This window comes from Pelomonas nitida (genome assembly GCF_043555975.1).
In the GTDB taxonomy this organism is placed as follows: Bacteria; Pseudomonadota; Gammaproteobacteria; order Burkholderiales; family Burkholderiaceae_C; genus Pelomonas; species Pelomonas nitida.
On the sequence record NZ_JBIGIA010000002.1, the window covers coordinates 433,213 to 446,556 of the forward strand.

At 70.2% G+C, this 13,344-nt stretch carries 14 protein-coding genes; 3 read left to right on the plus strand and 11 right to left on the minus strand.

Features of this window, described 5'->3' with window-relative positions:
* Positions 1–4 precede the first annotated feature (4 nt).
* Positions 5–1,303, minus strand: coding sequence for a hypothetical protein (locus ACG00X_RS04355; RefSeq protein WP_394486754.1), 1,299 nt, complete (start codon positions 1,301–1,303; stop codon positions 5–7).
* A gap of 151 nt (positions 1,304–1,454) precedes the next feature.
* Between ACG00X_RS04355 and ACG00X_RS04360 the strand changes: the two genes are divergently transcribed.
* Together ACG00X_RS04360 and ACG00X_RS04365 are read left to right on the plus strand one after the other, a co-directional pair.
* Positions 1,455–2,105, plus strand: a complete 651-nt coding sequence (locus ACG00X_RS04360) for a DsbA family oxidoreductase (RefSeq protein WP_394486791.1) — start codon at positions 1,455–1,457, stop codon at positions 2,103–2,105.
* 77 nt (positions 2,106–2,182) lie between these two features.
* Positions 2,183–3,169, plus strand: a complete 987-nt coding sequence (locus ACG00X_RS04365; protein WP_394486755.1) for a recombination-associated protein RdgC — start codon at positions 2,183–2,185, stop codon at positions 3,167–3,169.
* Positions 3,170–3,203: 34 nt separating this feature from the next.
* Here the strand turns inward: ACG00X_RS04365 and ACG00X_RS04370 are convergent, their stop codons facing one another.
* The 5 genes from ACG00X_RS04370 to ACG00X_RS04390 all read right to left on the minus strand — a co-directional run bounded on the left by ACG00X_RS04370 (position 3,204) and on the right by ACG00X_RS04390 (position 8,588).
* Entirely contained in the window at positions 3,204–5,288 is a 2,085-nt protein-coding gene (locus ACG00X_RS04370) for a TonB-dependent receptor (protein WP_394486756.1), read from the minus strand.
* A gap of 167 nt (positions 5,289–5,455) precedes the next feature.
* Positions 5,456–5,920 carry a hypothetical protein gene (locus tag ACG00X_RS04375; protein ID WP_394486757.1) on the minus strand — a complete coding sequence of 155 codons (465 nt, stop codon included), beginning with the start codon at positions 5,918–5,920 and terminating at the stop codon, positions 5,456–5,458.
* Positions 5,921–6,026: 106 nt separating this feature from the next.
* On the minus strand, positions 6,027–6,497 hold the full coding sequence (locus ACG00X_RS04380) for a CYTH domain-containing protein (RefSeq protein ID WP_394486758.1): 471 nt from the start codon (positions 6,495–6,497) through the stop codon (positions 6,027–6,029).
* Positions 6,487–7,755: a DEAD/DEAH box helicase gene (locus tag ACG00X_RS04385; protein WP_394486760.1), complete on the minus strand. Its 1,269-nt coding sequence runs from the start codon at positions 7,753–7,755 to the stop codon at positions 6,487–6,489. Before ACG00X_RS04385 ends, ACG00X_RS04380 begins: the two co-directional genes overlap by 11 nt.
* Before the next feature lie 41 nt (positions 7,756–7,796).
* Complete coding sequence (locus ACG00X_RS04390; protein WP_394486761.1) at positions 7,797–8,588, minus strand: CAP domain-containing protein; 792 nt, start codon at positions 8,586–8,588, stop codon at positions 7,797–7,799.
* Between ACG00X_RS04390 and ACG00X_RS04395 the strand changes: the two genes are divergently transcribed.
* Entirely contained in the window at positions 8,575–8,916 is a 342-nt protein-coding gene (locus ACG00X_RS04395) for a hypothetical protein (RefSeq protein WP_394486762.1), read from the plus strand. The genes ACG00X_RS04390 and ACG00X_RS04395 overlap by 14 nt on opposite strands.
* A 119-nt stretch (positions 8,917–9,035) precedes the next feature.
* On the opposite strand, the gene ACG00X_RS04400 is transcribed toward ACG00X_RS04395, so the two are convergent.
* From ACG00X_RS04400 to ACG00X_RS04420, 5 genes are all read right to left on the minus strand, one after another.
* Positions 9,036–9,653, minus strand: coding sequence for a methylated-DNA--[protein]-cysteine S-methyltransferase (locus tag ACG00X_RS04400; protein ID WP_394486763.1), 618 nt, complete (start codon positions 9,651–9,653; stop codon positions 9,036–9,038).
* 10 nt (positions 9,654–9,663) lie between these two features.
* On the minus strand, positions 9,664–10,704 hold the full coding sequence (gene dusA / locus ACG00X_RS04405; protein WP_394486764.1) for a tRNA dihydrouridine(20/20a) synthase DusA: 1,041 nt from the start codon (positions 10,702–10,704) through the stop codon (positions 9,664–9,666).
* A gap of 174 nt (positions 10,705–10,878) precedes the next feature.
* On the minus strand, positions 10,879–11,238 hold the full coding sequence (locus ACG00X_RS04410) for a hypothetical protein (RefSeq protein ID WP_394486765.1): 360 nt from the start codon (positions 11,236–11,238) through the stop codon (positions 10,879–10,881).
* Between the two features lie 69 nt (positions 11,239–11,307).
* Positions 11,308–12,423: an enoyl-CoA hydratase/isomerase family protein gene (locus ACG00X_RS04415; RefSeq protein WP_394486766.1), complete on the minus strand. Its 1,116-nt coding sequence runs from the start codon at positions 12,421–12,423 to the stop codon at positions 11,308–11,310.
* Complete coding sequence (locus ACG00X_RS04420; RefSeq protein WP_394486767.1) at positions 12,420–13,337, minus strand: DMT family transporter; 918 nt, start codon at positions 13,335–13,337, stop codon at positions 12,420–12,422. Before ACG00X_RS04420 ends, ACG00X_RS04415 begins: the two co-directional genes overlap by 4 nt.
* Positions 13,338–13,344: the final 7 nt, after the last annotated feature.

Sequence of the window (13,344 nt, forward strand, 5' to 3'; positions counted from 1 at the left end):
GCCGTCAGAAGATGAAGTCCACGACGGCCGTCACCACGTGCGCCCGCCCGGCCGCCCCATTGGCGCGACTCCACAGGCTCGATCCGATGGGCCGGATGTCGACGTGCTCCCACTGCAGCTTCAGCGCCGCCTGCGGATGGACGTCCCAGCGCACACCGATCAGCCGGGTCGACTGCAACGCACGCGCCGCATTCACCGCCGCCGTTGCGGCCGCCCCCAGCTCCTGAGCCTGCGCCGCTCCGGCAGGGCCCAGCACCGGTGCGAGGGTGGTTTGCCAGTCCGGCACCACCAACGCCGGCATCGCATCATGGGTGCGGCCGTAGCCGACAAAAGGCGTCCAGTCGCCCCATCGGCGCCCGACAACGACGTAGGCAGAGGTCTGGCGGATGAGCGGCTCTGCTGCCATGCGGACCCACTCCGCGCTCCACTGCCAGTCCGCCAGCTCATGGCGTAAGCCAAACCCGGTGAACGTGCCCCAGTGGCTGCGCGCCCCCGCTCGCCGGAACAGCAGGCTGGCCTGCGCAGCCGCCGCAGGTACCGGCAGGCTCGCCAGCTGCAACAAGCCATTCATCGCCTCCACCGGGGGATTCATGTCGATGCGCATGTGCGCATAACTCGCACGCAGCAACAGCCCCCCTTCCTCCCGGGACGCCATGACGGCGAAGAGTCTATGCACATCGCCCTGCGGGGCACTGTCGACATCACCGATGCTGGCCCGCCCGGTTGCGATCTTGGCCCGCCATTGCACGTCCGCGTGGATCCAGCTGCGCGTCACGTCCATGCCGTCCAGCGTCGTCGGCAACACGCCATAAAGGTCGACCGGCGGCCGCGCCGTCGGGAAGCCATAGCCCACATTGCGGTAGTCGGCCATGAGGAAGCTGTCGACGTTGACGCGACCAGCCCGCAGCGTCCAGTCGGCGTTCAGCCGGTAGCCGGCATACGCCCATTCCACCGCGTCACTGTCGTGCGCGTAGGTGCCGCGCTTGCGGGCGATGACCTGGCCGACCAGCTCCCACCGCTCGCTCAGCGCGTAATTGGCCTGGACGCCCAGCCGGCTGTCCACGTCGGCGCGCCACCGGGCGTCACTGGCCGACTGCGTCAGGTCGCGCCGGAAACCCCAGCCAGCCGGCGCGTGGACCCGGCTGGCCCCCAGCGTGCCGAATCCGCTGAACCGCAAGCCGCTGCCATCCTCCGACGCACGGCCTTGCGCCTCCTGCGCGGAGGCCGGGCCCGCGCACGCGCCCGCCAAAGCCCCAGCGACAAGGCCGAGCATCCAGGAACGACGGATTCCAGAGATGTTCATCGACATGGCAGCACAACGACGGTGCAGGGATTATTAGCCGCCCCCTCCCTCGCCCCGCAAGCCCCCCGCCCCTGCCCGCCCCCCCGCTGGCGACGACCCCATCACGCTTCGCATCCCCTTGCAGCCTCGGGTTTGATGTGGCGTCGTGACAATGCCGCGCATGCGTATCGACTTCATCTCCGACATCGTCTGCCCCTGGTGCGCCATCGGCCTGCTTTCCCTGGAAACCGCCGCCGCGCGCATTCCGGGCCTGACGCTGGATCTGCACTTCCATCCCTTCGAGCTCAACCCCGGCCTCGAGGCCCAGGGGCAGGACATCGAGGAACACCTGGCCCAGAAGTACGGCGCCAGCCCGCAGCAACTGGCGCAAACGCGTCAGGCGATCCGCGAGCGCGGCGCCGCGCTGGGTTTCGACTTCCGCATGGAAGCGCGCAGCCGCATCTACAACACCCGTGACGGCCACCGCCTGCTGCACTGGGCCGGCGAGGAACACGGCGCCGCCGTGCAACGCAGGCTGAAGCTGGCATTGCTGACGGCCTACTTCACCGAAGGCCGCAACGTGTCCGACCCCGCGGTGCTGCTGCACGTCGCCATCGCCGCCGGCCTGCCAGGCGCTGAGTCTCGCGAACTGCTGGCCGGCGACCGCTACGCGGCCGAGGTGCAAGCCGCTGAAGCCGAGGTGCAGCAGCAGGGTATCCGCGCCGTGCCGGCCATCATCGTCAACCAGCGCCACCTGATCCAGGGCGGCCAGCCGGTGGAGGCCTTCGAACAACTGCTGCGCGAAGCGATGGCCGAAGGCTGACCGAGACGGGGACCTGAGACAATGCCGCTCGCGTCCTGAAGCCCGCCGTTGGCGGGCTTGTCGTTTGCACGAAGCCCATGTTCAAGAACCTCATCACCTACCGCATCGGCGACGGCTGGACTGCCGATGCCCAGCTGCTTGGCGAACAGCTCGCCAAGGAACCCTTCATCCCCTGTGCGCCCACGCAACCGCTGGCCGTCGGCTGGGCACCGCCGCGGGGCGTCGAGCACGCGCCGCTGGTGGAAGTCGTCGACGGCCACTGGCTCATCAAGCTCAAGCGCGAAGCCCGGCTGCTGCCGTCATCCGTCGTGCAGGAGCGTGTCGATGAGCTCGCCGAGCACATCGAGGAGACCACCGGCCGCAAGCCCGGCAAGAAGGCCAAGAAGGACTTGAAGGAGCAGGCCCAGCACGAACTGCTGCCCCGCGCCTTCACCAAGACCTCCGCCACCCAGGTGTGGATCGCCCCGGCGCAAGGGCTGTTGTTCGTCGATGCCGGCTCCAGCAGCCGCGCCGACGAGGTCGTCACGCTGCTGATCCAAGCCAGCCCGGGCCTCAGCCTGCAGCTGGTGCAGACCGCCGAGAGCCCCGCGGCCGTGATGGCGGCCTGGCTGATGGACGGCGTGACGCCCGAGGGCTTCAACATCGAGCGCGAATGCGAGCTCAAGGGCAGCGACGAGCAGAAGTCCGTCGTGCGCTACGCGCGCCACCCGCTGGACATCGACGAGGTGCGAGCCCACCTGACCAGCGGCAAGATGCCCACACGCCTGGCGCTGAGCTGGAAGGAGCGCGTCGCGTTCACGCTGACGGAGGCGTTCGCGATCAAGAAGATCAGCTTCCTGGACCTGGCCTTCGAAGGCCGGCCGGAAGCCAGCGGCGACGAAGCCTTCGACGCCGACCTGGCCCTGGCCACCGGCGAGCTGAGCGGGCTGATTCCGGCACTCATCGAAGGGCTGGGCGGTGAGCATGACTTCGCCGCGGCAGGCGGCGCCACGCCCCCTCCTGTGCCGACCGCACTACCTCAGCCGACAGCAGAAGAAGCCGCCAGCGACTCGCCGCCCTGGTGACACCGACACTGCTGGCGCGCACGCGCCAGCGGGATCAGAAGCCGAGCTTCAACGTGAGCCGCAAGGTGCGGGGCTCGGCCGGATGGATGTGCCGGTCGGCCACGGGCGCGGCTTCGCCGGGCAAGCGGGACTCGTAGAAATACTCGATGTCGTTGAGCTCGCGGTCGAAGAGGTTGAAGACGTCCAGCGTCAGCTCGCCGCCCGCCCAGAGCCTGCGGCTGACGCGCAGATTCGTGGTCAGGGATGACCGGGAACGCACGCTGTTGTCTTCGATCAGCGCGCCCGACCCCAGATAGCGCCACTGCAGGCTCGCAGACCAGGCGCCGATGTCGCGCAACGTGACCGCCAGGGAGGCGACCTCGTCCACCGCGTTGGGAATGCGATCGCCCGCGGGGTCCGCGTCAGCGAAGCGGGCCCGCGTCCAGGCGAGGTCGGCGTCCACCAGCAGCCAGGGCACCGGCACGAAGCGGTTGTTCCACTCGATGCCACGCCGCCGGCTGGGGCGGTTGGCCTCCGTCGCGCCGGCGTCGCCGACATAGACGAGCTCGGAATCGAAGTCCAGCGCCCACAGCGCCACCGAGCTCTGCAAGCCCGGCACCCACTCCGTGCGCGCACCGACCTCGGCGCCACGCGCCGCAGACAGGCCAGGCGCCTTGGCCGCCCCCGGTTCGGGCGCCGCCGTCACACCGCGCGCATCGTTGCTGTGAAAGCCGCGGCCGACGTTGACGAAGAACTCCGTGCGCGCCCACGGCCCCGCGATCAGCGACAGCTTGGGTGACACGCGCCGGGACGACGCATCACCCGAATGGGCGGCATCGCTCAGGCCGTCCACCGCGAAACGCGCCTCATCGACGCGCAGGCCCGCGACTGCGCGCAACCAGGGCGCCAGCTCCAGCGTGGTCTGGCCGTACAGGCCCAGCTGCGTCTGGCGCACGGCGTCCTCGCGCCGCATCGCCGTCACGCGGCGCTGCACCGTGTCGTACATCCCCACCCGGATGCGGTCATGGCGCCACTGCAGGCCCACCTCGCTGACGGCCGGCAAGCCCGCGAGCCGGTGCTCGACGGTCTGGCTGGCACTGCCGCCAACCACATGCCGGCGGTCGCGCTGCAGGAACTGGTCCCCCTCGTCGGGGCGCTCCAGCGCATAGGTGAAGTTGGAGAACAACTGCAGGCCATAGTCCAGCGCATAGGCTGACACCCGTGTGTCCTGGCCGCCCAGGCTGCGATGCCATTCACCGGCAAGGCTGTTGCGCCGGGTGTCGCCACCGTCGCTCGGGTCCACCGCGTCGAAGCGCCCGAACGGCTGGCCTGCGAGGTTGCCGGCGCTGATGAGCCGCTCCGGCACCTGGTCGGTGGAGGCCCAGCGCGCGTCGTAGGCCATCAGGCTGGCGCTCCACCCCTCGGCGCGGGTGCCGCCCGACAGCATCAGCACGCCGTTGCGCTTGCGCAGCCCCTCGGGCAGCGTCCACGGGCCGTCGTTGTGCTGCAGCTCGACACCCCCCATCACCGCCACCCCGGCGGTGAGCCCGGTGGAGGCTGCCGCGACCAGGCGGCGGAACTGGTTCGGGCCCAGCGTCAACGCGGCGAAGCTCTGTTCCAGCGTGCGGCGGTAGGCGATGTCCGCCGAGCCTGCGGCGGCGAAGTCGCCGTCCTTGGCGGCATACGGGCCCTTGCGGTAGTCGATGCGGTCGACCAGCTCGGGGATGAGGAAGTTGAGGTCGGTATAGCCCTGGCCATGCCCGTGGCTGGGCATGTTCACGGGCATGCCGTCGAGATGCGTCGCGAAGTCGGTGCCGTGGTCGAGGTTGAAGCCGCGCAGGAAGTACTGGTTGGCCTTGCCGTCACCCGAGTGCTGCGTGACGATGACGCCGGGGACGAACTCCAGGATCTCGCCGGGCCGCAGCGCGGGGCGGCTCTTCAGCAGCTCGGCGCGGATGCTGCCCTGGGAGGCGGCGTCGGCGCTGCCGATGGCGTTGTCGTAGTGGCGGCCGGAGATCTCGACCTTCTCGAGCCGGGCCGCGGGAAGCGACCCAGCGTCGGACTGGGCCAGGGCGAAGCCGCCGGCACAGCAGCCGGCGATGGCCAGCAGCAGGCGCTGGCGTTGATAACGTGATGACATGACGGGTTGGGGATGGCCCCTTGTAGCAGCGCGCAGGCGCAGACAGGCCGGCCGCACTAGGAGGCTGTCGGGCTTTGGACCTGGAGGCCCAAGGCCCGACAGCCTCCTATGGCAGGCCGGCTTCAGCAGAACAGCCAGGGCGGCGCGGCAGACGCCGCGCACGCGACTCAGGCGCGCGGTGGCGTCAGCGGCGGCGCGATGACCCGCTCCAGCCAATGCGGCGGCGCCCACGCTGGGGGTGCATTACCCAGCCGGGCCTCGGGCAAAGCCGGGCCACCCGGCAGCCAGGCCAGAAAAGCCGTCAGGCCGCCTGGCGAGCCACCATCCGCCGCGTCCGCGACGTCGATCTCGTCGTCATGATCCAGCGGCCCATGCCGGTGAACGTGGCCGCCGTGGGCATGCCAGCCGCCTGCGCCGGTCCAGCCAGGCGCCTGCTCGGCCTGCAGCCCGTCGAGCAACTTCCCCAGCAACGGCGCTGAGACGGCGGCGAACTCAGCACTCGTGTGCCGATGCCGAGGCGCTTGCAGGCCCGCCACGAGCTGCAAGGCGCCGTGCAGCGGCAGCACGATCAACAGCAGCGTCAGCAACCCGGCGCGCGAGCGCAGCAGCAACGAAGACAGGACAGAGGGCAAAGCGATGCGGGCCAGCCGAAGGGGCGCGCATTGTCACGCACCCGCCCGGCACCGCCATCACATCGGGCGGTGGCTTGCACCATGGGCGCCACAGCGCGCCGCCGCTTCAGCCGCCCCAGCTGCTGAAGGGCCGCACCGCGAGGTTGGCGTTGACGTAGCGGCCGTCCCCCGTCACCTCCGCGCCCAGCCAGCCGGGGCGCCCGAACGACTGCGTCTCCGAGACCAGCTCGATCTCCGCGACCACGAGGCCGGCATTGGCGCCGAGGAACTCGTCGACCTCCCAGGTCATGCCCTCGTGCGGGCACAGGTGCCGGAACTTCTCCACCACCGGCCCGTCGCACAGCGCCAGCAGTTGCTGCGCATCCGCCAGCGGCACCGCGTACTCGAACTCGGCCCGGGTCGCCCCCTGCGTGGCGCCCTTGATGGTCAGGAAGGCCGCGTCGCCCGCGATGCGCACGCGCACCGTGCGCGCCGGGTCACGGCTGAGGTAGCCCTGGCTGTAGCGCGTGCTGGCCGTGGCCGCATCGCGCCAGCCCTCGCCGCTGACGAGGAATTTGCGCTCGATCTCAATGCCCATGCTCGGTGCCTCCTGCGGCGCGTGCTGCGGCTTCGCGCAGCTTGTCCTTCTTACTCTTGCGGGTCGTGCTCTTGATGCCGCCGGTGGCCTGCGCCTCGCTGGCCACGGCTTGCGGCTCAAAACCCGCCAGGCGCTCGCGGGGCACGCGCTCGCCCTGGCGCTTCTCGATGAGGCGGAAATGGCTCTCCGTGTTCTCGGCGCTGTCTGCGCAGATGAAGCTGACGGCCACCCCCGCGGCGCCGGCGCGCCCCGTGCGGCCGATGCGGTGCGTGTAATCGGCCGCAGAGCGCGGCAGCTCGTAGTTCACCACCGCATCCAGCGCATCGATGTGCAGGCCGCGGGCGGCCACGTCGGTCGCCACCAGCACGTGGACGTCGCCGGCCTTCAGCGCCGCGAGCACGTCACGCCGTGCGCCCTGGCTCAGCTCGCCGTGCAGCACACCGGCCTTGACGCCATGGGCGAAGAGCTTGTCGGACACCAGCTCGGCCGCATAGCGGCTGGCCACGAACACCAGCACCCGCTGCCAGCCCTCGTCGCGCAGCAGTTGCCGCAGGGCCGGCTGCCGCTGCGCACGGTCGAGCTGGATGGCGCGCTGCGTGATCTGCGGCGGCGCCTCGTCGATGCGGATGCGCACCGGGTCGTGCAGCCACCCGTCCGCCAGCCCCTGCAGTGCCGGCGGGAAGGTGGCCGAGAACAGCAGCGACTGGCGCCGCGCCGGCAGCAGCGCCAGCACGCGCGCCAGCTCGTCGGCGAAGCCCTGGCCCAGCAGGCGATCGGCTTCGTCCAGCACCAGGCACTGCACGCCACCGAGTTGCAGGCCGTTGTGATCGATGAGGTCGAGCAGCCGCCCGGGGGTGGCCACGATCACGTCGCAACCGCCTCGCAGTGCCATCAGCTGCGGATTGATAGACACACCGCCGAACGCCAGCGCGATGCGCGGTCGGTGCAGCAGCAGCGCCGCCACCTCGCGCAGCAGCTCGGCCGTCTGCTGGGCCAGCTCTCGCGTGGGCGCCAGCACCAGGGCTCGGGGCCCCGGGCCTGTGGCTTGGCCCGGGCGCGGCGCGTCCACCAGGCGCTGCAGCAGCGGCAGCACGAAAGCGGCGGTCTTGCCGGAGCCGGTCTGGGCCAGCGCGAGCACGTCGGCACCGGCCAGGATGGGCGGCAAGGCGGCCGCCTGGATGGCGGTGGGGGCGTGATAGCCCTGCTCGCGCACGGCGCGCAGCAAGGCGGGCGACAGGCCCAGGGATGCGAAGGACATGCGCGATTGTCGCGGCTGCGCCGCGCTGCGCATCAGGTCGTTCAGCGCGCCGTCGTGAACGACCAGCTGCGGTGAACTGCCGTCACGCCGACGGTGCCGTCGAATTCGACACGGTAGGTCGTGCCGGCCAGCAACGGCGCATGCGGCAGCAACGCGGCCTCGCCCTCCGCGAAGAAGCGGTTGCGGTCGTTGGCGGCGGTCAACACCGTGGTGGCCACCACCTGCCCATCGGTCGCCGTGGTCAGCACGAAACGGCTGACCTGCAGCGCCGCGCCGGCGTGGACGGTGATCGGGTAGCCCTGCGTCACCCCGCTTTCGAGCGGCGTCATGTTCATCGCGGCCATGCGCAACGGCAGCCCGGTGGCGCCATCGCGCGGCCACAAGGCCAACAGGTTGTTCGTCGTCGCCGCGCCTGGCAGCAGCGCCGTATCGAGCACCATGGACCGCCCAGTGCCGCCGGGCTCGGCCGACGCACCGACACCGATCTGCTGCAGTCGGGGGTCCAGCACCACCATGCGGCCGTACAGGCTGTTCAAGGTGTCGTTCACATAGTCCCAGGTCTGGGGCTCGCCGGCGGACGCCTGGTAGGCGAGGACCACTTCGCTGCGCTGGCGCAGCCCCATCACTTCGGTGGTCTGCGCACCGACGGCGCTGAGTCGCGCAGTCAGGTCGGCGCCGGTGAAGCAAGCGCTGCCAGCGGTTTCCTCGACCGCGGTGCTCTTGTTCGCCACGGCATATTGCGCATGGGCTTGCGCCGTGAGGTCGACCAGCGGCTGTCGCGCCAGCTCGGGCAGGCCCATCGTGGCCCGCACGAGATTGATGAACGAAAACACCGAAGCGCGCGTCTGCGGCGAGTCCCCGGGCGCGCAGCTCACGGTGGGCGGCTGCTCGATGGCCGGCGGTGTCGGCGCAGGGGCGGGTGCGGGCGCAGGGGCCGGGGCAGGCGCCGGTGTGGTGACCACCGGCGCCGTCGGCGCTGGCGCCGCAGGCGTCGCCGGCGTGGCCGCAGGGGGAGCGCTGCTCGCGCTGTCGCCCGAAGAACCGCCACCGCCGCAAGCCGTCAAGGCCGACGCCGTCAGCCACACGGATGCGATCACCAAGGCTTGGCGCTTGTACTGCACAACATCTCCTGAACCGGCCCATGCCGGCACGCCAGCGTAATTAAAGCGATCCGATACCGTTGTGCACATCGGTAAGCGCGCAGCAGCCATGTCGGACGGCGGCGCGAAGCCACACATCCCCCCTAATCGCGGGAATGCGCTGAATCCGGAAGAGGCGCCTCAGAAAAGCGGCTGCTGATCACCCGCCAGCTGCCCGGCCGCGCGCGCCTCCATGAGGAGCAGGCGCCGTTTGGTCTCGACACCACCCGGCGCCGAAAAGCCCGTCAACACCCCCGCGGCCTGCACCGACGCACCCGCAGCACTGCCGATGACCCGGTGGCACGGCACGATGGGTGGAAACGGGTTGTCACCTTCTGCCCGCCCGACGGCACGCGCGGCGCCCGGCTGCCCCAGCGCCATGGCGATCTCGCCGTAGGTGCGTGTCTGCCCGGGCTCGATGGCCCGCGTCAGCGCATGCACCTGGCGACGGAACGCCGGAATGCCGCGCTCGTCGAGCACGAGGTCTCGCAGATCCCGCAGCTCCCCCGCGAGCAACGCCGAGATGCCCGCCACGGCCTGGGCAATGGGTGCGGGCAGCGTGTCGACACGCCGGGCGGCGGGGTGCCGGCGCATCAGCAGCGCCGGGCTGGCGTCTGGCAGCAGCGACGCAACGATGCCCCGCTCGCTCCAGACCAGCCCGCAACGGCCCAGCGCGGTCTGGAAACTGTGGCACCACAACGGCTCGTCCGGCGAGCGCTCGTCGTCAGCCATCGGCAGCCGAGCAGATGGCGGCGTCATGGTGGGCCGATCAGGCCGCGAGCGTCATGCCGGACAGCCGCGCCGCCGTGGCCTGCGCAGCCACGTCGCGCGGTGGCAGGGTCTTGAGGCGATGGTCGCTCCAGACCTGCCGCCAGCGCCGCGCGCCCGGCGTGCCGTTCCACAGGCCCAGCGCATGGCGCATGGCGTGCGGCCAGGACCGCCCGCTGGCGTGCAGCCGGTCGAGATAGTCCAGCCAGGCGGCCTCGACCTGCTCACGGCTGCCGGCCGGGTCGGCCGCGCCGAAGAAGCGCGAATCCCACTGCGCCATGCTCCAGGGCTCGTGATAAGCCTCCCGGCCGATCATGACGCCATCAACGCGGTCCAGTTGGTCGGCGATCTCGTCAGCCGTCTTGAGCCCGCCATTGACGGCAATCGTCAGCTGCGGGAAGTCGCGCTTGAGTTGAGCGACGACCTCGTAGCGCAGCGGCGGGATCTCGCGGTTCTCCTTGGGGCTCAGGCCCTGCAGCCAGGCATTGCGGGCGTGGACGATGAACACCTCGCAGCCGGCCGCGGCAACGGTGCCGACGAAGTCGCGCACGAACTCATAGCGCTCGATCTTGTCGATGCCGATGCGGTGCTTGACGGTCACCGGCAGCGACGTTGCATCGCGCATGGCCTTCACGCAGTCCGCCACCAATGGCGGTTCCGCCATCAGGCAGGCACCGAAGGCGCCCTTCTGCACACGCTCGCTCGGGCAGCCGCAGTTCAGATTGACCTCGTCATAGCCCCAGCGCTCGGCCAGCTTGGCGCAGGCCGCCAGGTCGGCCGGCTCGCTGCCGCCCAGTTGCAGCGCCACCGGGTGCTCCTCGGCGTTGAAGTCGAGGTGGCGCGGCTGGTCGCCATGCAGCAACGCGCCGGTCGTCACCATCTCGGTGTAGAGCAAGGCATGCCGCGTGATGAGCCGGTGCAGATAGCGGCAATGGCGATCGGTCCAGTCCATCATCGGCGCGACGGACAGGCGCCACGGGCTGAAGCCAGCGCCGTTCACCGAAGCCCGGCCCTCGTCTGCCGCCTTGTCATTCCCACTCATCTCGACTGACTTCCACTCAACGTCCTGATGCCCGGCAGAGCCCGCCGCAGCACCGCACCGATTGACTCGCCCCTGTTGGCCCAATTATCCCGCGCGAGCCCCAGGAGCGGCGCGTAGCAAGCCCGCCGGCCGCCAACGCGGGCGGCGGAGCCTGGCCCAAGCAACGACGGGACCTCAGTCCCTGCCGACCGCCCACTTGCCAGCACCGCCCAGCGCGGCGGCCAGCGTCACCAGCAGCAGGAACAGCCCCTGCAGATTGCCCAGCAGCGGCGCACCGTGCATCCAGCCGGCCACCAGCGGCCAGGCCACGATCACCGCGAGCACCACACTGGCCACCGGCATCAGCAGCCCGATGACCACCAGCAGCCCGCAGAGGATCTGCGTCAGATGGAGCAGCGTGTGCAGCCCCTGCATGAGCGTGGCGGGCATACCGCCGTGCCGGAGCCCCTGCAGGCCCAGCCACGCCGCCATGCCGCCGATCGCGAGGCGCAGCAGGAACTGGGAAAAGTCGATACGGTTTTTGGATACAGCCATGTCGGCACAGGTCTCAAGTGAACGCGACCTCACCGCCCGGCGGCTGCCGGCGCCATGAGGTCGCCTGGTTCAGGTCAAATCGCGCAAGGGGTGCTGGTCGGGCGCCCAGGGGCTGACGAAAAAGGCCGCCACCTCTGCGGCATCGATCGCCGCGATCGACGCGGGATGCCAGCGCGGTGCATGGTCCTTGTCGACGGCCAACGCGCGGATGCCCTCCACCGTCTCGCTGCGCGCGGCGCCGCGCAGGTGGAAAGCGTGATGCACGAGGCCACGCTCCAGGCGCAGGTCATCGGCCAGGCTCAGCGAACGGCCGCGACGCACCAGCTCCAGCGCAACGGCCAACATCGTCGGCGAGCGCTTCAGCAGCGTCTCGTGCGTGCGCTGCGCCCATTCTTCGTTGGCGTCGGCCAGTGAGGCCAGGATGGCCGCCACGGTCGGCAGGCCGAAGTGACGGTCGACGTGCGCGGCGATGGCTTTGGGGTCGGGCGGCGGCGCGAGGTCGACGCGCTCCATGACGGAGGCGACGACATGCTCGGCGGTCGGCTGGTGGCCATGGCGCAGATCCTCGATCAGCGATGGCCATTGCTCGGCGCGCACGAAGACGTCGCCAAGCCCCCACTCGATGGCGTCGCCCGCGGCGATGACCTCGCCCGTCAGCGCCAGCCACTCACCGATATGCCCCGGGCATTGCGCCAGGAAGAAGCCGCCGCCGACATCCGGGAACAGGCCGATGCCCGTCTCCGGCATGGCGAGCTGGGAGCGTTCGCACAGCACGCGCAGCTTGGCCCCCTGGCTGATGCCCATGCCGCCGCCCATGACGATGCCATCCATCAACGCGATGCAAGGCTTCGGGTAGGCATGGATCAGGTGGTTGAGGCGGTATTCCTCGGTGAAGAAGTCGCCCAGCGCCGGGTCGCCAGCGAGCGCCGCCTGGTGGAAGAAGCGGATGTCACCGCCAGCACAGAAAGCCGGCGCCTTGCCTTCGCGGCCCGCGCCCATCAACGCCACCGCCTGGATCTCCGGGCGGCCGGCCCAGTGGACCAGCAGCGTCGTGAGGTCGCGGATCATGGCCAGCGACAGTGCGTTCAACGCCTGCGGGCGGTTCAGCGTGATGAGGCCGAGGCAGCCATTCACGTCGGCCTGGATCTGGCCGTCGGAAACCAGCGGGGGAATCAAGTCGTTCATGCGTTCTTTGTGACGATTCGGTCGGCGCCAGGCGCCAGTGTCTCGTTGGCGATCAATGCGCCGATGACAAGGCTACCGCCAATCAGCGCCGGCTGACCTGGGTGTTCGCCCGCAAAAGCCCACGCCCACAACACACCGAGCACCGTTTCGGCCAGCCCGAGCAAGGCGATCTCATGCCCCGGCAGCTCCCGCGCCAGCCGCACCGCCAACAGGCAGGGAATGGCGAGCTGGCACAAGCCCAGCAAGCCTAACAGGCCCATGTCATGCGCACTGGCCTGCAGGGGCCAGGCCAGCGGCAAGGTGGCCGCGGCGGAGATCAGCGCGCCGATGAGCACGGCAGGCAGCATGTCTGTGCCAGGGCCGCCCGGGGACACGGAAGCGACGCAGCCGTCGGGGACTTGATCGCCCTGCCCCACCTTCTGCAGCAGGCACCAGTTCGTCGCGGCGGCGATCGGCACGGCCAGCGCCACCCCAACGCCCGCCAGCGGCCCACCGAGCTGCCGGCCGAACATCCACGCAATGCCGACGGCCGCCACGCCGATCGCTGCCCAGGTACGCGCAGGAATGGCTTGCCGCAGGAAAACACGGGCAAACACGGCCGTGAACAGCGGCGACAGCGACATCGTCACCAGCACGTTGGCCACCGTCGTTAGCGACAGCGCCACCATGAAGGCCGTGAACATGACGGCCCAGCAAACACCCGAGGCCCAGACCAGCCGGCCCCGCATCGACGCCAACAGCCCCCTGCCCCGCATGACGCCGAGGATGGCAACGAGCGCCACGGCATTGAAGCTGCTGCGCCAGAACGTGATCTCGAAGCCTCTCGCCGCCTCCAGATGCCGCGTGACCACGCCCGCCGAACTCCACATCAGCGTGACCAGCAGCATCAGCAAGACAGCAGACCGGTGGCTCATCAACGAA